This is a genomic window from Pseudomonas sp. FP2254, assembly GCF_030687695.1.
In the GTDB taxonomy this organism is placed as follows: domain Bacteria; phylum Pseudomonadota; class Gammaproteobacteria; order Pseudomonadales; family Pseudomonadaceae; genus Aquipseudomonas; species Aquipseudomonas quebecensis.
In genome coordinates this window covers 2,149,520-2,167,026 of record NZ_CP117444.1, presented here as the reverse complement: position 1 = coordinate 2,167,026, position 17,507 = coordinate 2,149,520, and the positions used below count along the sequence as shown (strand labels likewise).

General features: G+C 61.0%; 16 protein-coding genes and 1 tRNA gene. 4 read left to right on the top strand and 13 right to left on the bottom strand.

The genetic code is table 11. The annotated features are described in order from the left end of the window. Nucleotides 1–60: 60 nt before the first annotated feature. Nucleotides 61–570 carry a ferritin-like domain-containing protein gene (locus PSH94_RS10080; RefSeq protein ID WP_253506544.1) on the bottom strand — a complete coding sequence of 170 codons (510 nt, stop codon included), beginning with the start codon at nt 568–570 and terminating at the stop codon, nt 61–63. A 309-nt stretch (nt 571–879) separates the two neighbouring features. Here PSH94_RS10080 and PSH94_RS10075 point away from each other — a divergent pair, with 309 nt between their 5' ends. Next, complete coding sequence (locus PSH94_RS10075; RefSeq protein ID WP_305437728.1) at nt 880–1,020, top strand: DUF2256 domain-containing protein; 141 nt, start codon at nt 880–882, stop codon at nt 1,018–1,020. Between the two features lie 77 nt (nt 1,021–1,097). Then, the gene (locus tag PSH94_RS10070) at nt 1,098–1,574 is read left to right on the top strand and encodes a thiol-disulfide oxidoreductase DCC family protein (RefSeq protein WP_305437316.1); all 477 of its coding nucleotides are present in this window, start codon (nt 1,098–1,100) and stop codon (nt 1,572–1,574) included. A 161-nt stretch (nt 1,575–1,735) separates the two neighbouring features. Here PSH94_RS10070 and PSH94_RS10065 read toward each other — a convergent pair. The 7 genes from PSH94_RS10065 to PSH94_RS10035 all read right to left on the bottom strand — a co-directional run bounded on the left by PSH94_RS10065 (nt 1,736) and on the right by PSH94_RS10035 (nt 6,698). Next, nucleotides 1,736–1,811: transfer RNA gene (locus PSH94_RS10065), tRNA-Gly, on the bottom strand. A gap of 63 nt (nt 1,812–1,874) precedes the next feature. Continuing rightward, the gene (gene pgsA / locus PSH94_RS10060; RefSeq protein ID WP_181080766.1) at nt 1,875–2,435 is read right to left on the bottom strand and encodes a CDP-diacylglycerol--glycerol-3-phosphate 3-phosphatidyltransferase; all 561 of its coding nucleotides are present in this window, start codon (nt 2,433–2,435) and stop codon (nt 1,875–1,877) included. Between the two features lie 32 nt (nt 2,436–2,467). Next, a complete protein-coding gene (uvrC, locus tag PSH94_RS10055) occupies nt 2,468–4,291 on the bottom strand; it encodes an excinuclease ABC subunit UvrC (protein WP_181080765.1) in 1,824 nt (607 codons plus the stop codon). A 1-nt stretch (nt 4,292) separates the two neighbouring features. Then, nucleotides 4,293–4,934, bottom strand: a complete 642-nt coding sequence (uvrY, locus tag PSH94_RS10050) for a UvrY/SirA/GacA family response regulator transcription factor (RefSeq protein WP_010566015.1) — start codon at nt 4,932–4,934, stop codon at nt 4,293–4,295. A 151-nt stretch (nt 4,935–5,085) separates the two neighbouring features. Further along, nucleotides 5,086–5,451 (bottom strand): helix-turn-helix domain-containing protein, encoded by a 366-nt coding sequence (locus PSH94_RS10045; RefSeq protein WP_305437314.1) that lies wholly within the window; start codon nt 5,449–5,451, stop codon nt 5,086–5,088. Nucleotides 5,452–5,517: 66 nt separating this feature from the next. Next, a complete protein-coding gene (locus PSH94_RS10040) occupies nt 5,518–5,949 on the bottom strand; it encodes a GNAT family N-acetyltransferase (protein WP_253506529.1) in 432 nt (143 codons plus the stop codon). Beyond that, on the bottom strand, nt 5,949–6,698 hold the full coding sequence (locus tag PSH94_RS10035; protein WP_305437312.1) for a carbon-nitrogen hydrolase family protein: 750 nt from the start codon (nt 6,696–6,698) through the stop codon (nt 5,949–5,951). The genes PSH94_RS10040 and PSH94_RS10035 overlap by 1 nt, the downstream gene beginning before the upstream one ends. Before the next feature lie 419 nt (nt 6,699–7,117). On the opposite strand from PSH94_RS10035, the gene PSH94_RS10030 reads away from it, so the two are divergent. Together PSH94_RS10030 and PSH94_RS10025 are read left to right on the top strand one after the other, a co-directional pair. Next, nucleotides 7,118–7,270 (top strand): hypothetical protein, encoded by a 153-nt coding sequence (locus PSH94_RS10030; protein WP_253506521.1) that lies wholly within the window; start codon nt 7,118–7,120, stop codon nt 7,268–7,270. A gap of 46 nt (nt 7,271–7,316) precedes the next feature. Beyond that, nucleotides 7,317–8,387, top strand: coding sequence for a 3-deoxy-7-phosphoheptulonate synthase (locus tag PSH94_RS10025; protein ID WP_305437310.1), 1,071 nt, complete (start codon nt 7,317–7,319; stop codon nt 8,385–8,387). A gap of 87 nt (nt 8,388–8,474) precedes the next feature. Here PSH94_RS10025 and PSH94_RS10020 read toward each other — a convergent pair whose 3' ends face one another. The 5 genes from PSH94_RS10020 to mgtA all read right to left on the bottom strand — a co-directional run bounded on the left by PSH94_RS10020 (nt 8,475) and on the right by mgtA (nt 17,013). Next, nucleotides 8,475–8,897: a chemotaxis protein CheY gene (locus tag PSH94_RS10020; RefSeq protein ID WP_253511816.1), complete on the bottom strand. Its 423-nt coding sequence runs from the start codon at nt 8,895–8,897 to the stop codon at nt 8,475–8,477. Nucleotides 8,898–9,032: 135 nt separating this feature from the next. Further along, complete coding sequence (locus tag PSH94_RS10015) at nt 9,033–12,647, bottom strand: transporter substrate-binding domain-containing protein (protein WP_305437308.1); 3,615 nt, start codon at nt 12,645–12,647, stop codon at nt 9,033–9,035. A gap of 1 nt (nt 12,648) precedes the next feature. Then, the gene (locus PSH94_RS10010) at nt 12,649–13,278 is read right to left on the bottom strand and encodes a response regulator transcription factor (protein WP_181080758.1); all 630 of its coding nucleotides are present in this window, start codon (nt 13,276–13,278) and stop codon (nt 12,649–12,651) included. 296 nt (nt 13,279–13,574) lie between these two features. Continuing rightward, nucleotides 13,575–14,291, bottom strand: coding sequence for an MgtC/SapB family protein (locus tag PSH94_RS10005; RefSeq protein WP_181080757.1), 717 nt, complete (start codon nt 14,289–14,291; stop codon nt 13,575–13,577). 16 nt (nt 14,292–14,307) lie between these two features. Beyond that, complete coding sequence (gene mgtA, locus PSH94_RS10000) at nt 14,308–17,013, bottom strand: magnesium-translocating P-type ATPase (RefSeq protein WP_285428922.1); 2,706 nt, start codon at nt 17,011–17,013, stop codon at nt 14,308–14,310. Nucleotides 17,014–17,507: the final 494 nt, after the last annotated feature.

Genomic DNA, 17,507 nt, shown 5'->3' with positions numbered 1-17,507 from the left:
CCTGGCCAACCGTTTGGTGAGCAGGTGCCCTGCTTTACGCGCCGAGCACCTGGAACAGGGTTACTTCTTGGCTTCTTTATCCGGGTCTGCGGAGCGTTCCAGAAATGCCTGGGTCAGTTGCGGCAAATGCTCCAGCAACCACTGAGCCATGGCGATCTCCTGGGGCAGAATCTGCTCGCACGCCGCCTGAGTCTCGGCGTCTCCGGCCTCTCGCGCTGCCGCAATCAGCACGGTATAGGAGGCGATCTCCATGTTCTCGAAGACATAGCCGGCCATCGCCCCCTTGATCACCTCGTCGCTCATTAAAGAGCCACCAACGGCCTGCCCGAAGGCCATCAGCTTGCCTCCCATGTCTTTGAGCGTCGAAGCTGAACCACCCAGGCGGGTCAGGCACTGGTCAATGAGTGCCTGCTGGCCGAGGGTTTCCTGGATATGTTGGTCTATTCGTGCCTTGAGCTGCGGGTAATGCTCCAGGCGTTCGGATTGTGCCTTGAGCATCTTTTCGGCCTGTTGCTCCATCGCGTGGGCATCGCGCAACCAGTCAAGTACGTTTTCTTGTGGTGTCGCCATGGTGTTAATCCTCCTGAATATGAGAAAAAAGCAGGCGAGTTGGCCAAGCCGGAACTCATCGGAACGGGCCCCTTGTACTGATGCTCGCCTCCCCTGCATGTGAAGCGAAAATGCACTGTAAAATTTCAAAACCAACGCGCGTATGGCGACCAGTGGTCATGCCCTTGCCGCCAAGCGAAACGGAACCTGAGCCTGCTCTGGACAATGAGGATTGCGCCGCCAATGAAGGCCGACTCGACGAAGCACTGGAAGAACGTTTCCGGCCAGCGATCCCATCACGCTTTGAGCGTTTGCACCGAGGGCATGCTTGTGAAAAAGAGTGAACTGCCAGTCAAGACCTGCGTGACGTGTGGCCTGCCGTTCACTTGGAGAAAGAAATGGGCGCGGTGCTGGGAACAGGTGCGTTACTGCTCGGAGCGCTGCCGTGGCAAGAGCCGAGTCCGCCCATGACATGAAAGGCGCGAAGCCTCTTGTCATCGGACGGTTTCACGCCTAGGGTGTTAAAAACTTATACAGGCAACTACCATATGTACAAGAATGAGCAATGGCCGCTGACCCTTTATTTTGATGGCGATTGCCCACTCTGCGCGCGAGAAATCAAGCTGCTACGCCGCCGAGCCTCTTGTGCGCGGCTGTTGTTCGTAGATATCAGTGACCCTGCCTTTGACGGGCAATCGCTGGGCGTGAGCCTGGACGCAATGGGCGCCGCCCTGCACGCCCGGTTCAGCGATGGCACCTGGGTCACCGGCCTGGACGCGACACTCTGGAGCTGGCGCGCGGCCGGTATGGGAATCTGGGCCGCACCGCTGTCATGGCGTCCGCTTCGGCCGTTGTTCAACCTCGGCTATCGTATGTTCGCCCGCTCGCGCCCATATTTGGCGCGGCTGCCTCACCCGGATGGCAGCCGCCGCTGCCATGACGGCCGCTGCGCGGTGCCGCCTGCGCCAGGCACGGGCGCACACTCGGTGGCACCCTCTGAATCCATCAAGCCAGGAAATAAATAGCCACCCACCGCCCTCGCGACGGCAGTTTCTTTACTGATGGGCCGTCGGTGGCAGCAGGACGGGCGAGGTGATGGTGGTGATGTATTGCCGGTGAGGTCGGGTGGTGAGCCTAAATTCCAGGCAAAAAAAAGCCACTCATTGAGTGGCTTTTTCTTTGTGTTTGGAGCGGGAAACGAGACTCGAACTCGCGACCCCGACCTTGGCAAGGTCGTGCTCTACCAACTGAGCTATTCCCGCGTCTTGGTGGTGCGCATTCTATAGATTCTCCCGCACCCGTCAACCCCTTGATTCAAAAAAGTTTTATTTCTTTTCAACGGTGGTGCGCAGATGAGGCCAGGCGGCGCGTAGGTACTGGAGCATTGACCACAGCGTCAGGCCGGCGGCGATGAGCAATAATGCGTAGCCCAGCAGGACCCAGAACGTGAAGTCCGACGGGTTCGCCAGCAGGATCACCAGGGCGAGCATCTGTGCGGCGGTTTTCCACTTGCCCATGTTCGATACAGCAACATGGGCGCGGGCGCCGATTTCGGCCATCCATTCGCGCAGTGCCGACACCACGATCTCGCGACCGATGATTACGGCGGCTGGCAGCGTAAGCCAGAGGTTGCCATGTTCCTGCACCAGCAGGACCAGGGCGACGGCCACCATGAGCTTATCGGCCACGGGGTCTAGGAATGCGCCAAACGGCGTGCTCTGCTCCAGGCGGCGTGCCAGGTAACCGTCAAGCCAGTCGGTCGCGGCCGCGAACGCGAACACCGAACTTGAGGCCACATAGCTCCACTGGTACGGCAAATAAAACAACAAAATGAAAATCGGGATGAGCAGGACGCGTAGAACGGTGATCAGATTAGGGATATTCATCGGCACAACTGGCTACGAGGTGGAAAGGCATTCTATTCGCTGTGCAGATTCGCATAAATCAACTCAGCGAGCTTTTTACTGATACCGGGTGCTTTGGCTATCTCGTCAATGCTGGCACGGGACAGCTCCTGCAAGCCACCAAAATGTTTGAGCAAGTCGCGGCGTCGCGTCGGCCCCACCCCCGCTACCCCTTCCAGGGTTGAGGTTCGCCGGGTTTTACCACGACGGGCGCGATGGCCGGTAATGGCGAAACGGTGGGCTTCATCGCGGATCTGTTGAATCAAATGCAAGGCAGGCGAGTCGCCCTTCAAGGTGAACTCATGGGCGGCATCATTCAAGTACAACGTTTCGAAGCCTGCTTTGCGCGTGGTGCCCTTCGCCACGCCCAGCAGGATCAGGTCGGGCACCGCCAGTTCGTTGAGTACGTCACGGGCCATCGATAGCTGCCCCTTACCACCGTCCACCAGCAGGATGTCCGGGAGCTTGCCCTCGCCGTCCTTCAATTTGCTGAAGCGCCGGGTAAGCGCCTGGTGCATGGCGGCGTAGTCGTCGCCTGCGGTGACGCCTTCGATGTTGTAACGCCGGTAATCGGATTTGATCGGCCCTTCCGGACCGAATACCACGCAGGAAGCCACCGTGGCCTCACCGCTGGAGTGACTGATGTCATAGCATTCAAGACGTTGCGGCGGCTCGTCCAGGTTGAGCACTTCAGCCAGGGCGTCGAAGCGCGCGGCGACGTGCTGTCGATTGGCCAGGCGCGCGCTCAGGGCCTGCTCGGCATTGGTCACGGCCAGTTGTTGCCAGCGCGCACGGGTGCCACGCACGCGGTGGCTGATGTCCAATTCGCGGCCGCGCAGTTCGTGAATCGCCTCAATCAAGGCCGGGAAGTCTTCATGCACTACGTTGACGATCAACTCCGAAGGCAGGTCGCGCTCCGGACTGCTGACATAGTACTGGCCAAGGAACGCCGCCATGACTTCGGCCACCTCCTCGTCGATACCCGTCTGCGGGAAGAAGTTCTTACTGCCCAATACGCGCCCGCCGCGCACGCTGATCAGGTGCACGCAGGCGCCGCCCGGATTGACGAACGCGGCGATCACATCGACATCACCGCTGCCGCCTTCCATGCTCTGCTGGTCCTGCACGCGACGCAGCAGCGAGATCTGGTCGCGCAGTTCAGCCGCGCGCTCGAAATCCAGGGTGCTGGCAGCCTGCTCCATGGCGCCGGACAACTCATCGGTCAGCGCATTGCTGCGACCTTCGAGGAACATTACCGAATGGCGTACATCTTCGGCATACTCCGCAGGATCAACGAGTCCCACGCAGGGCGCTTTGCAACGTTTGATCTGGTATTGCAGGCAGGGCCGTGTGCGATTCTTGAAAAAGCTGTCTTCGCACTGACGCACAAAGAAGGTCTTTTGCAGCAGGCTCAAACTTTCACGAATCGCGCCCGCGCTGGGATAAGGCCCGAAGTACTTGCCCTTCTGCTTCTTTGCTCCACGATGAATACTCAGGCGTGGGAAGTTGCCGTCGGAAAGAAATACGTACGGATAGGATTTATCGTCACGAAGCAGGATGTTATAGGGCGGCCGCCACTCTTTGATCAGTGTCTGCTCAAGCAGCAGCGCCTCGGTTTCATTAGCGGTGATGGTGGTTTCGACCTGGGCGATACGGGCTACCAGGGCAGCAGTTTTCGGCGCGAGGCCGCTCTTGCGAAAGTAGCTCGCCAGGCGGTTCTTCAGGTTCTTGGCTTTACCTACATAAAGCAGGCGCGCCTCGCTGTCGAACATGCGGTATACGCCGGGGCGGCCGCTGCAGGTCGAGAGAAAGGCACTGGGATCAAACGGCGTGGTCATGTCAGGCGCTGGCGTCCACCATGCCGTGGCGCACCGCGAGCAGGGTCAATTCAACATCACTGCTGATGGCGAGCTTCTCGAAAATGCGATAGCGGTAGGTGTTCACGGTCTTGGGCGACAGGCACAGCTTGTCGGAAATCGCCTGCACTTTCTGGCAACCGACGATCATCAGGGCGATCTGGATTTCCCGCTCGGACAAGGCATCGAAGGGCGAGTCGCTGGTGGGCTGGAACGATTTGATCGCCAACTGCTGGGCAATCTGCGGGCTGATATAACGCTGGCCGGCAAACACCAGGCGAATGGCCTGCACCATCTCGGCAAGGCCGGCCCCCTTGGTCAGGTAACCGGCCGCCCCCGCCTGCAGCAAACGCGTGGGGAAGGGATCTTCCTCGCACACCGTAACCACCACGACCTTGATATCAGGATGGCTGCGTAATAATTTGGTGGTCGCGCCCAGGCCGCCGATGCCGGGCATCTTGACGTCCATCAAAACCACATCGGGCTTCAACTCCCGGGCCTTGATCAGGGACTCTTCCCCTGACTCGGCCTGACCGACTACTTGCAGGCCGTCGATGTCAGCCAGCATTCGTGTAATGCCTGTACGAACGAGATCATGGTCATCGACTACTAGCACCCTAATCAAGCAGACACCTCGCGATATGGTCTTATAGGTTGCTGAACACCTTAGCAAAAAACCAAGGCGCAGACCTAGCTGCACGCGTCATATATATGGAGTTTGAATAAGCAGACGCCATCCGCCTAGGAGCGGATGGCCGGATTTGCTGGGCGAAAGGTCAGGATTCCGAAGGCTGAACCTTGAGTTTTCCGTTCACTGAAGCGCAATGTTCGGCCAGGGTGGAGGTGAGGCGACGAATTGCATCCTGATCCTCCTTGAACATCGCCCGATAGTCACCCAATACTTTCTCTTCAATCTGGCTCAGATTGTCGAGCTGAATCGGCGTGGCCGTGCCGGTCAACACATAAAGCACATCCACGCCCCGTGCGGCGACGCGTGACAAATAGTCGGCCTTAGGCGCCCGCCCGCCGTTTTCGTATTTACCCTGCGCGTTGGCTTCGACGCCTCCTATTTCACCGAAAACTTTCTGCGACAGGCCAAGTCGCTCTCTTTCTTGCCTCAAACGCGAACCGATTCCACTCATTTGGATGTATGATCAGGAAGTTGTCTCCTGAGACCAGTATGCGCTTATTAGACTGTTGCGCATGATTTAGCTTGGGCGGCAAACCCGCTCCATGCGCCAGAAGCAGTCCTCCTCACCGACGATGTTAAAACCCATACGCTCGTAGAGCCTGCGCGCCGGGTTGGTCTTGAACACAGTCAATCGCAAAAGCCCGCGCGATTGCGCTTTGACGGCCATCTGCTGCAACACCCAACTGCCAGCGCCAAGCCCGCGAAACGTCTCGAGCATATGCAATTCGCGAATATAGAGCGCCTTGCTGTCGCGACTCAGGCTGATAAAGCCGAGCACCGCCGCGTCCTGGCAAATCAGCCAGTTCTCTCGTCCGCCCCACGCCACGTCGAAGCCATCGCTGGACCACAGTAACCCGTACTGCACGTAGTAATGGCGCATTGCCTCATACGTCAGGGTTCGGGCGAAGGCTCGGTCGAGGTCGGTGGCCGCGCGCAGGCTGAACGTCATCAAAACACGACCACTTGACCGGCCCATACGCCGTTGTCACGACGCGCCACTAATAACGCCTCACCCACACCGGGCACAGCGGCGAGCAGTTGACCGTCGGCGGCCCATACCGCGCTGCGCCCGGCGCTGGCCCAGCCGCCCGACGGGCCTCCGTGATTGGCCATCAACACCAGCAAGCCATGCTCGGCGGCGTAGCCTTGAAGCTGCGCGCAGTCTTTGGCATACCCGCCCTCGCTGATCAGCACTGCGGCGGCATACACACTCGCGCCTGCGTGAACGGCGGCGCGCGGATGGCTGGCATGGGTAAAATCTGCGCACACCGCTAACGCAATCTGCTCGCCGCCGAGCTTCAAGGCTTCGCCGCCCGGCCCCGCGACGAATGCCACCTCTTCGCCAGGGTGCAGATGCTGCTTTGCATAGACCGCCAGCGAACCGTCCGCCCCCAGCACCAGCGCGCCAATCATCACGTCGGCGTCGGGGCTCGGTCGGATCGGCATCCCCACCACGGCAGTCAAGCGCAGATCCCTGGCCTTCTCACGCAATGGCCTCAACTGCACGGCGTCTGGCGTGATCGCCAGGCGCTCCGCGAGTGTCGGTTCATAGCCGGTCAGCGACAGCTCCGGAAACACCAACAGCTGCACGCCCTGCTGCGCTGCCGCCTGCATGAACGCCAAGTGTCGCTGAATATTGGCAGGCACATCGCCGGGGATGGAAATCGTTTGAGCGGCAGCAAGGGTCAAGGCGGTCATGAGGATGTCCGGGCATCGCGTATCAACATGTAAACAGCATATCGGCACTCGCCCCATAGTCGTAAGTCCCTTTACGCAATAGAAATTACCGATTGAATCCAACCGCGCGCCTCGAGTAAGCTCGCTCCATCTTTTGGAGACACAACATGCTGCGCCTTTCCCACAATCAGATTTGCCCTGCCGCAAGCGCCCAGCGCTCGCTGTCGGCTACCTGTGTGAGCGGTTCGAGCGCAGCTGTCAGCTTTTATTTTGGGTATTGGTTTAGCCACTGGCGCGCCTGATACCTGAAATCGGCGGCCACTACTCAAGGGGTCGCCTGCCAGAGAAATCTAACCCCCGGTCGGCTCCCCGACCGGGGGTTTTGTTTTTCCAGGCCTACATTTTTTGCTTGATCACCAACACTTAACAGGAATCACACCATGAACGACGCCACCTATTACCGCTACGACACCTTCACTGCATGGCGATTTAGCCAGCTCCGCTCGGGACAGCCTGCCGCCTCCGATCGGTCGCCCATGGGTGGCAAACCTACACACATCGCCGATACGGCCAATTGTCGAACACCCCAGTAGGGCTGAGCGCGGGAATCGCCCGCCGCTTGCCCAGGAAGCCTTGAATATGAACTCCTCCGTCACCGCCCTGCCCGTTTCCAGCCTGATCAGCGCCAATGAAGCCCTTACCCTGCGCCTGCCCAGTGCCCTTGAGCTCAAGCACCAGTTGCCGCTCAGCCCATTCCTTGTCGAACAGGTCCACGCCCATCGCCAGGCCGTGCGATCCATCCTTAATGGCGACGATTCGCGTCTGCTGGTGATCGTCGGCCCGTGCTCGATCCACGATCCCGAGTCGGCCATGGAATACGCACGCAAGTTGAAGAAACTCGCCCTTGAAGTCAGCGATCAAATGCTGCTGGTGATCCGTGCCTATGTCGAGAAACCGCGCACCACCATCGGCTGGAAAGGCCTGGCGTATGACCCTCATCTGGATGGCAGCGATGACATGGCCGCAGGCCTCACGCTGTCGCGCCAGTTGATGCGGGAAATGCTGCGCCTGGGCCTGCCGGTCGCCACCGAGCTGCTGCAGCCCATGGCCGCCGGCTACTTCGATGACCTGCTCAGTTGGGTAGCGATTGGCGCGCGCACCACCGAATCGCAGATTCACCGCGAGATGGCCAGCGGCCTGGACATGCCCGTGGGCTTCAAGAACGGCACCGATGGCGGTGTCGCGATTGCCTGTGACGCCATGCGTTCGGCGGCCCACCCCCATCGTCACTTCGGCGTCGACGGCCAGGGGCACCCGGCGATCATCCAGACGCCAGGCAACCCCGACACCCACCTGGTACTGCGCGGCGGCCACCGTGGCCCCAACTACGATGCGCAAAGCGTGGCACAGGTCAAACACGACCTGGCCAAATCCAAGGTAGCGGCACGGGTGATGGTCGATTGCAGCCATGCCAACAGTGGTAAGGACCCACTGCGTCAGCCGGCGGTGTTCAACGATGTACTGGAGCAACGTTTACAGGGCGATACGTCGCTGATCGGCATGATGCTCGAAAGCCACCTGTTCGAAGGCTGCCAACCCTTGGGCGCATCGATGCGCTACGGCGTGTCGGTCACCGACGGTTGCCTGGGCTGGGACACTACCGAGCATCTGTTGCGCAGCGCAGCACAACGCTTGCGCCAGACCCGCTGACTCAACCGAACTTGCTCGCGGGCATAACTCGCGGGCAAGTGCGCATTGCAGCCGTATCGTGCGCCGTGCAGCGCTGCGCAGTGGGAACTAGATGCCGGCCACCGGCTGGCGGGATAGCTCGCGCAGCCACGGCAACACTCGCAGGCCGGTGGCGGCCGCGGGTGGGTCGATGATATCCATGAAGTGTTCGAGGTTGACGTTGTCCGGCACGCCCGGCAGGCGCACCAGTACCGTGGGCGCGGCACCGGCAGGCGCGCATGGGTCCAGGTGGTCGTACACCAGTACATGACGCACCTGCGGTTGCGGCTCGCACGCCTGCACCAGCAGCCCCGCATTGATGATCAGCACATCAAACGGCTCGGCCGGGATGGCCGTGAGTATCTGGACCTCGTCAAAGGTTTGTACCGGGACAATCCGGTGGTACCCCAACTGATTGAGCATTTTCTCGATGTACAGTCGTTGCAGGTGCTGTTCATCGGCAATCAGGATAGTCAGTGCTTTGTTCGGCATGGCGACCCCCATGGGCAGGCAGCGCTCGTCGTTGAGCATGGCCCATTCTCCAGACATATTCCGACGACAAAATCAGGCATGTTCCCGGTTCGCGTAGGAGTTGTCCCAAATCCACCGAATGGCGCTGACTCGCAGTCATACCTGATTGCAGTAACGCTCGAGGCTGTGCTGCAAAGCATCGATGGCTGCGCCCAATGCGTCGACCGCCGTGCCCAGGGCATCGCGCGCCTGGCATTCGCAGGCGTTCTCCAGCGCCTCGGCACAGGCGATGAGGGCCTGGGCCTTGACCATGCGCGCGCCCCCTTTGACCCGATGGGCAAGGTCATGCAGCTTGGAAAAATTCGCCTGCTGGCAAAGGCTTGGCAGCTCGGCGCGATCCTCTTTGAGGCTGTCGAGCAATGGCCCGAGCAATTCCCGCAGCTCATCGATGTCACCGCCCGTAAGTGCGGTCAGTGCACTTAAGTCGTACAGCGCGTCGAGGTCGCCCCCCGTGGCACAGGCCGTCCGGGACGCCAAGGCCGCGCGCAGGTCCTCCAGGCCGGTCGGCTTGAACAGGCAGCCGTCCATGCCGGCCTGGCGGCAACGCTCGACCTCGTCGGGCTGGGCATTGGCAGTGAAGCCCAGCACCAGGCACGGCACCAGGCCGCGCTGGCGCTCCTGCGCGCGGATATCGCGCGCCAGCGCATAGCCATCCTTAAGCGGCATGTTGCAATCAGTAATCACCCCATCGAAATGCCCGGCCTGCCACACCGCAAGCCCCTGGACGCCGTTATCGGCCGTCACAATACGATGCCCCAGAAAGCTCAACTGCCGCGCCAGCAACAAGCGGTTGGCCGGGTAGTCGTCCACCACCAGGATGCTCAGCGCACGGGCCGGTGGGATGTGCGCCACGGGTGAAGAAACCGGTGCGGCAGTGGTGAGTGCCACGGTCACCGTCACATCCACCCGTGTGCCTTTGCCCAACATGCTGCTCAGGTGCAACTGACCGCCCATCATCTCGCACAGGTTGCGACTGATCACCAGGCCCAGGCCCGAGCCGCTGCGCGCCGACTGCTCGTGATTGCCGCCCTGGATGAACGGATTGAACAAACGCTGCTGGTCCTCGGCGCTGATGCCGATGCCTGTGTCTTCCACCCACAACCGCAGGTTCAAGTGGCCGTCGGCGGCCGCGGTACCCTGCGCCCCCAGGCGCACCTCGCCACGGGGGGTGAACTTGATCGCATTGCCCAGCAGGTTCGACACCACCTGCTTGAAACGCAGCGGATCAATCAGCACCGCGCAATCGATCAAGGGGTCGAGCTCAACGTGCAGCAGCAGACCTTTGTCACGCGCCAGCCCCTCGAACACCCGTGCCACCGAGGTCAGCAATTCGTGCAGGTTGGCCGGGCCAAGGGCCAGGGATAAATGGCCGGATTCAATGCGCGCAATATCGAGAATATCGCCGATCAGCTCCAGCATGCTGCGCGACGCCACCGACGCCACCTGCAGCGCATCGAGGTCGGCCCGGCCCTGCTCGGCGTTCTTCAAGGCCAGTTCGATCATGCCGATCACGGCGTTCATGGGCGTGCGGATTTCATGACTCATGGTTGCCAGGAACGTGGTCTTGGCACGGTTGGCGGCGTCGGCGTCCTCCTTGGCCTCCTGCAACTGACCCAGCAAGCGCTGGCGCTCGCTCACGTCGACCCAGCCGGCGATCATGCCCACGACTTTTTCGTCACCGTCACGGTACGGCAGCATCCACTGATAAATAGTCAACACTTCGCCGCTGGGCACCTTGAGCACCCGGTCGTGGACCTGCGGCTCGCCGCGCTCCATCAAATGCAGGTAATCGGCGTGGAACGACTGAGCCTGCGGAGGGTTGCCGGTGTCGGTTTCCACCACGGTCTTGCCGATCACGTCCTCCAGTTTAAAACCGAACACATCCAGGTAGGCATTGTTGCAGGCCATCAGCCGTCCCTGGCGATCACGCACGTAAATTGGATGCGGCGTGCCGTCGATCAGCACGCTCATGAACCGCATCTGGTCGCTCAAGGCCCGTTCGGCCTGGGCGCGCTTGCGGATCAGGTTACGCAGGTAGAACACCCAGCCCAGCGTCACCAGCAGCAGCAAAGCGGCCAGGCCGAAGCCTTGGATAATCACACTGCGATGACGGCTCCAGTAACTGTCTTCGAGGATGATTTCGTTGCGCCAATGGTTGGTCAGCTCATCCATCTCTTCCGGGGTAATACTCAACAGCGCCTTGTCGAGAATCGAATACAGTTCCAGCTGGCCACGATTGACGCCGAACGTAATGCACGCAGGCTCGGTGCCGACAGTGCTGGTGATACGCAGACGGTCACGGTAATGGCGCGCAATCATATAGCGCGCGCTGATCAGCGATACCGCCGCAGCGTCCACGCTGCCGTTGGCCACCAGCGCCAGGGCCTGCTCGGGGTTCTCCACGTCGACAAAGCCGATCCGCGGGTAGTTGCGGCTGATCTGCGCAGCCAGGCCGTCGCCGGCGATCAGCGCCAGACGCTTGTCCGGCATGTCTTCCAGGGTAACCAAGGGTTCATTGCCCGAGGCCACCACCAGCACATAGGGGTTGGACAAATAGGGTCGCGTAAAGCGAATCTTCTCGGACCGCTCCACGCTCGGTGTGACGACCGCCAGCATGTCCACACGCCCGGTACCGGCCTCGTCGATCTGCCGCGGCAGCGAGCTGCCCCGCTCCATATCGAACTTCAAGCCGGTGCGCAGGCTGATGCGCGTCAGCACCTCGGCGCTCAAGCCTTCGAATTGCCCCTGCTCGTTGAAAAACGACAGCGGTACGAATTTGTCCAGGACCGCCACTTTGACCCGTGGGTGTTTTTCCAGCCAGCGCTGCTCGCTTTCGCTCAAGCGCAGCCGGTCGGCTTCCAGGAAGCCGCTGCCGCCCGCGCTCCAGCGCCGCAGGATTTCCATCTGCTGGTTGGCGGGCACGGCGGCCAGGGCGGTGTTGACGATATTGAGCAGCCGCGCGTCGCCCTTGGCGAAGGCAAACCCGAACGGGTTGACCTCCAGCGCGGAAAAGTCCGCCAGGCGTACGTTATTCAGATGGTTCTTGTTGATCAGGTAGCGCGCGCTGATAGCGTCGCCGAGGTAAACATCCGCCTGGCCGAACGCGACCGCGCCGATGGCTTCGAAGGTCGAGGCAAACAGCATTAACTGCGCATGCGGGTAAAAAGCCTGGACCGCGGCGGGTTGCATATAGTGGTAGAGCATCGCCACGCGCTTGCCCGCCAGGTCGGCACTGAGCGCGTGGCTGTCGCCGGCGCGCGTAACCAGGGCCGGCTGATCATTGGCATAGGACCGCGACAGCACCAATTGCGGGTCGGCCGCCTCGTAGCCGTTGGCCGATCCGACGAAGTCCACGGCGCCGGTCTTGAGGGCTTCAATCACTTCATCGCGGGTATCGTAGCGACGCACCTCGACACTGACGTTCAGTGCCATGGCGATCAGCGAGGCATAGTCCGCCGTGATGCCTTCCAGCTCGTGCTTGTTGTTGCTCAGGTCAAACGGCGCGTAATCCGGCCCGGACACTCCCATGACCAACGTGCGCCGCTCGCGCAACCAGCGCCAGTCAGATTCGTCCAGGGGCACGGAAGGGTTTTCGAGGGTGGAGTGACCCAGCAGCCGCAGGTGGTGCGGCTCGTCCAGGGCCATCGTCGTCAGAGGCAACAGCCCTGTCAGCAGGATGGCCGTGAATGTGACCAGCCGGGACGTGTTCATCTCAGATCAGGTGGTTGCGCTGGGCGAACTTGGACAAATGCACCACCGAAGACATGCGCAGTTTCTCCTTGAGGCGGGTCTTGTAAGTGCTGATGGTCTTGTGGCTCAGCAGCATGTCCTCGGCGATCTCCTTATTGCCCAGACCCAACGCCAGCTTTTGCAGCACGGCCAGCTCGCGGTCCGACAACGAGTCCACCAGCTCCTGCTCGGAAGACTGCAGATCGTCGCGACGTACCGAACTGGTAGGCAGGCTGGGAAAGCAACTGTAGCCGGAGCGGATCGCCCTGATGGCTTTTTGCAGTTCATCAAGCTCACCCGTCTTGGAGACGAACCCCATTGCACCGGCGCGCATGCAGCGCGTTGAGAAGAACACTGCCAGGTATGAGGTCAGCACCAGGATCTTGCAGGGCAGCTCCAGGGCCTTGATCCGACTGATCACCTCCAACCCACCAAGCTTGGGCATCGCAAGATCGAGAATAATCAAGTCCGGGCGTTCCTCGCGCGCGATCTGCATGGCATCGGCGCCATTGCCCGCCTGATAGATCTTGTCGAAGCCTTCCTGCCTCAACAGATATTTGACGGTGGCACGTATAAAAGGATGATCGTCCACAATTAAAGCTTTGTTGCTCATAAGACTCCCCTGGGAGATCAGTACGCTTACATATCACGCGGGGCCTATCTACCTGTGAAAAGTAACAGTTCCGACAGACGGTACTGATTGCTCAGCGCCCCCTTCAGGCCATTCAGGCCCCTCCTTTGAAACACAGTGACAACGTAGAGCTGCGCCTTGAATGGCTGGGCAGGCGCAAGCGCGCAACCATAGCAATGGAGCGTGTGTGCAAATGAAGGGTTAGTCCCGAATGCTTGTAGGATTTTTCCTCACTACGGCCGGGTCGACCTTGCGCGCGAAAGCGTAGGTCCAAGGCCCTATTCGGTGGTGCTGGGGCTCCAGAACGCCTGCACCACCAGGGTGGACAGGGAGATACGCGCCACCAGTGCATCCAACTCATCGCCGTCCACCGATGTCACGGCCAGGGTGGCCTCGATCTCGACTTCCTCCGGGCCAAACGGGCGCACATCCACGTCGCTGGCCGGGTAGTTGCAGCGCGCCAGCTCGGCTTCGAGCAGAGCCAGCACAGCCTTTTGCTGGGTACGCCGGGCGATGACGTAAAGGATATTGGTGACCTCCGCCGACACCACATCCAGCGGCTGGCGGTTGATGTTGTTGACGATCGGCCGTAGCAACGTGTTGGCCGCCAGCACGAACAAGGTCCCCAGCAGCGCCTCGAGAATCAGGTCGGCGCCGGCGCAGGCTCCCACCGCCGCCGACGCCCAGAGCGTGGCTGCGGTGTTGAGCCCGCGCACGTTACCCTCCTCGCGCATGATCACCCCGGCGCCCAGGAAACCGATGCCCGATACCACGTACGCCACCACGCGCACGGCACCGTCCGCACCACCGAGGCGGTTGGCCATATCGACGAAAATTGCCGCGCCCACCGCCACCAGCACATTGGTGCGCAGCCCCGCCGTGCGCTGGCGGTACTGGCGCTCGAAGCCGATCAGGCCCCCGAGGATAAACGCAGCGGTCAGGCTGACCAGGGTATCGACCAGGGAGTCGAGGTTGATGTTGTTGATTGCCTGCATGGTAAATCGTCCCGTTTCACTGCCAGCCGAACTTACGGATGTAGTAGCCCTTCACCGCCTGGGTCAGCCCCATGTACGCCAGCAGAATCACCGGCAGGAACACAAAGTACAGCGACGGCAGCGCCTGCAATTTGAAGTAATGCGCCAGCGGCCCCATCGGCAGGAAGATGCCCACCGCCATGATCACGCCCGTCATCACCATCAACGGCATCGCCGCGCGGCTTTGCAGGAACGGGATCTTCGGGGTGCGGATCATATGCACGATCAGTGTCTGGGTCAGCAGGCCCACCACGAACCAGCCGGACTGGAACAGCGTCTGATGGTCCGGTGTGTTGGCATCGAACACATACCACATGAGTGCAAACGTGGTGATGTCGAAGATCGAACTGATCGGCCCGAAAAACAGCATGAAACGTCCCACATCCCCTGGCTGCCAACGTTGCGGCTTGGCCAGCATGTCCGCGTCGACGTTGTCGAACGGAATGGCGATCTGCGAAATGTCATACAGCAGGTTCTGCACCAGCAGGTGCATCGGCAGCATCGGCAGGAACGGAATAAACGCGCTGGCCACCAGCACCGAGAACACGTTGCCGAAGTTGGAGCTGGCGGTCATCTTGATGTACTTGAGCATGTTGGCGAAGGTGCGCCGGCCTTCCAGCACGCCCTCCTCCAGGATCATCAGGCTCTTTTCCAGCAGGATGATGTCGGCCGCTTCCTTGGCGATGTCCACCGCGCTGTCCACCGAAATGCCGATATCCGCAGTGCGCAGCGCCGGCGCATCGTTGATGCCGTCGCCCATAAAGCCCACCACATGCCCGTTGGCCTTGAGCAGGCGCACGATGCGTTCCTTGTGAGCCGGGGTGAGCTTGGCGAACACATTGGTGGTCTCCACCGCCGCGGCCAATTCGGCGTCCGTCATCGCTTCGATGTCGTTACCCATCAGCAGGCCCTGTTGCTCCAGGCCCACTTCGCGGCAGATCTTGGCGGTGACCAGTTCGTTATCGCCGGTCAGCACTTTGACCGCGACACCGTGGGCCTTGAGCGCCTTGAGCGCCGGCGCGGTGCTCTCCTTGGGCGGATCGAGAAAGGCCACGTAACCGATCAGCGTCAGGTTGTTTTCATCGGCCAGGCTGTAGGTATCGCGCCCCGCCGCCATCGGTTGCGCGGCCACGGCCACCACGCGCAGGCCTTCCTCATTGAACGCGGCGGTGACCTGGCGGATGCGCGCCAGCAGTTCATCGGTCAGCGCTTCATTGGTCTCGCCATGACGCACGCTGTTGCACACCGACAGGATCTCTTCCACGGCGCCCTTGCAGATCAGCAGGTGCGGCAAGCCTTGCTCGGCCACCACCACCGACATGCGCCGACGGTTGAAGTCGAAGGGAATCTCATCGACTTTCTGGAACGCCGTGCCCACCTTCAGCTCACGGTGCACTTCCACGTGTTCGAGCACCGCCACGTCCAGCAGGTTTTTCAGGCCGGTCTGGTAGTAGCTGTTGAGGTAGGCCATTTCCAAGACGTCGTCGGACTCTTCGCCCCACACGTCGACATGGCGTGCCAGGAAAATCTTGTCCTGGGTCAGGGTGCCGGTCTTGTCGGTGCACAGTACATCCATCGCGCCGAAGTTCTGGATTGCGTCCAGGCGCTTGACGATGACTTTTTTGCGCGACAGAAACACTGCGCCCTTGGCCAGGGTGGAAGTGACGATCATCGGCAGCATTTCCGGGGTCAGGCCCACGGCAATCGACAATGCGAACAGCAGCGCTTCGGTCCAGTCGCCTTTGGTGAAGCCGTTAATGAACAGCACCAGCGGCGCCATCACGAACATGAAGCGGATCAGCAACCAACTAACCTTGTTCACCCCATGCTGGAACGAAGTGGTGGCGCGATCGGTGGCGGTGACCCGTTGGGCCAGCGCGCCGAAATAGGTGCTGTTGCCGGTGGTGAGGATCACCGCCGTGGCCGCGCCGGACACCACGTTGGTGCCCATGAACAGAATGTTTTCCAGGTCCAGCGGGTTACGGGTCGCGGCGTCCTGCTGGTGGGCGAATTTCTCCACCGGCATCGATTCGCCGGTCATCGCCGCCTGGCTGACAAACAGGTCCTTGGCGCTGAGCACGCGGCAATCGGCGGGGATCATGTCACCGGCCGACAGTACGATCACATCGCCCGGCACCAGCTGCTTGATCGGCAGTTCGATGCGCTTGCCGTCATCCCGGCGCAGCACCGTGGCGGTGTTGCTGACCATGGCTTTCAACGCATCGGCGGCCTTGTTGGACTTGGCTTCCTGCCAGAAGCGCAGCAGGGTCGAGAGCACCACCATGGAGAAGATCACCGTGGCGGCTTTCATGTCCTCGGTCAGCCAGGAGATCACCGCCAACAGGGTCAGCAGCAGGTTGAACGGGTTCTTATAGCAATGCCACAGGTGCACCCACCATGGCAGCGGTTGCTCATGCTCGACCTCGTTGAGGCCGTATTGCACACGCAGGGCGTCGGCTTCGGCGGTGGTCAGGCCGTCGGTGTGGCTGCCCAGCGTGCCGAGCAACGGCACGGCGCTGCTGTTGGCCGCCCCCACCAGGGTTTGCGCCAAAGTCGGTGGCACTTCGCGGCTGACGCTGGCGTCGGTCACGGTTTCGAGCATGGCCAGGCGACGGAAGTGCCGGGCTATGTGCCGGGTCCGCAGGAAGCCGGCGAAGAACTCTTTAAGCAGAGCGAGGTTCATGATTGTTACTCCTGCGCGAGGAAACCGTCGTGCAGGTACGGCCCGTCCGCACCGCGCCCTGGAACAGGCACAGCCAAACATGGCCCGCCCGCCGTAAGAGGCAGGCGCGTCCGTGGCAGCCCGAGGTGAGTCGGGTGCTGGTCAGCGTCGAAGAGAGAGGATCGAGGCACAGCCGGAATGGGCTGCGGCCGGGATGCCGCTTCTCGCGTTAATGGCGAGACAACGGCATCGAAAGAATGCGCGTTACCTTGCCAAGTATGTGCCGGTTACCGGAACCGGCCGACTACTGTCACTCGAACAAGTACCCACTGAGGGTCTCCGCAATTGATGAAAACGCGCGAAGCTTACGCCCCGATTTCTGCCGAGTAAACCGTAGGAAAGTTTCCGCATGATGAATAAGAAAGTTCTTCAGGATGGGTTCAGGAAGCGTCCCCTGGGCAGCGGACAATCGCAATCCAGAGATATCCGGTCGGTCTCGCTTTCCCAACCTCCCT

Coding starts and splice junctions, on each gene's coding strand:
- PSH94_RS10080 (WP_253506544.1), bottom strand. CDS start 570: ATGGCGACACCACAAGAAAACGTACTTGACTGGTTGCGCGATGCCCAC.
- PSH94_RS10070 (WP_305437316.1), top strand. CDS start 1,098: ATGTACAAGAATGAGCAATGGCCGCTGACCCTTTATTTTGATGGCGAT.
- pgsA (WP_181080766.1), bottom strand. CDS start 2,435: ATGAATATCCCTAATCTGATCACCGTTCTACGCGTCCTGCTCATCCCG.
- uvrC (WP_181080765.1), bottom strand. CDS start 4,291: ATGACCACGCCGTTTGATCCCAGTGCCTTTCTCTCGACCTGCAGCGGC.
- PSH94_RS10045 (WP_305437314.1), bottom strand. CDS start 5,451: ATGAGTGGAATCGGTTCGCGTTTGAGGCAAGAAAGAGAGCGACTTGGC.
- PSH94_RS10040 (WP_253506529.1), bottom strand. CDS start 5,949: ATGACGTTCAGCCTGCGCGCGGCCACCGACCTCGACCGAGCCTTCGCC.
- PSH94_RS10035 (WP_305437312.1), bottom strand. CDS start 6,698: ATGACCGCCTTGACCCTTGCTGCCGCTCAAACGATTTCCATCCCCGGC.
- PSH94_RS10030 (WP_253506521.1), top strand. CDS start 7,118: ATGAACGACGCCACCTATTACCGCTACGACACCTTCACTGCATGGCGA.
- PSH94_RS10025 (WP_305437310.1), top strand. CDS start 7,317: ATGAACTCCTCCGTCACCGCCCTGCCCGTTTCCAGCCTGATCAGCGCC.
- PSH94_RS10020 (WP_253511816.1), bottom strand. CDS start 8,897: ATGCCGAACAAAGCACTGACTATCCTGATTGCCGATGAACAGCACCTG.
- PSH94_RS10015 (WP_305437308.1), bottom strand. CDS start 12,647: ATGAACACGTCCCGGCTGGTCACATTCACGGCCATCCTGCTGACAGGG.
- PSH94_RS10010 (WP_181080758.1), bottom strand. CDS start 13,278: ATGAGCAACAAAGCTTTAATTGTGGACGATCATCCTTTTATACGTGCC.
- PSH94_RS10005 (WP_181080757.1), bottom strand. CDS start 14,291: ATGCAGGCAATCAACAACATCAACCTCGACTCCCTGGTCGATACCCTG.
- mgtA (WP_285428922.1), bottom strand. CDS start 17,013: ATGAACCTCGCTCTGCTTAAAGAGTTCTTCGCCGGCTTCCTGCGGACC.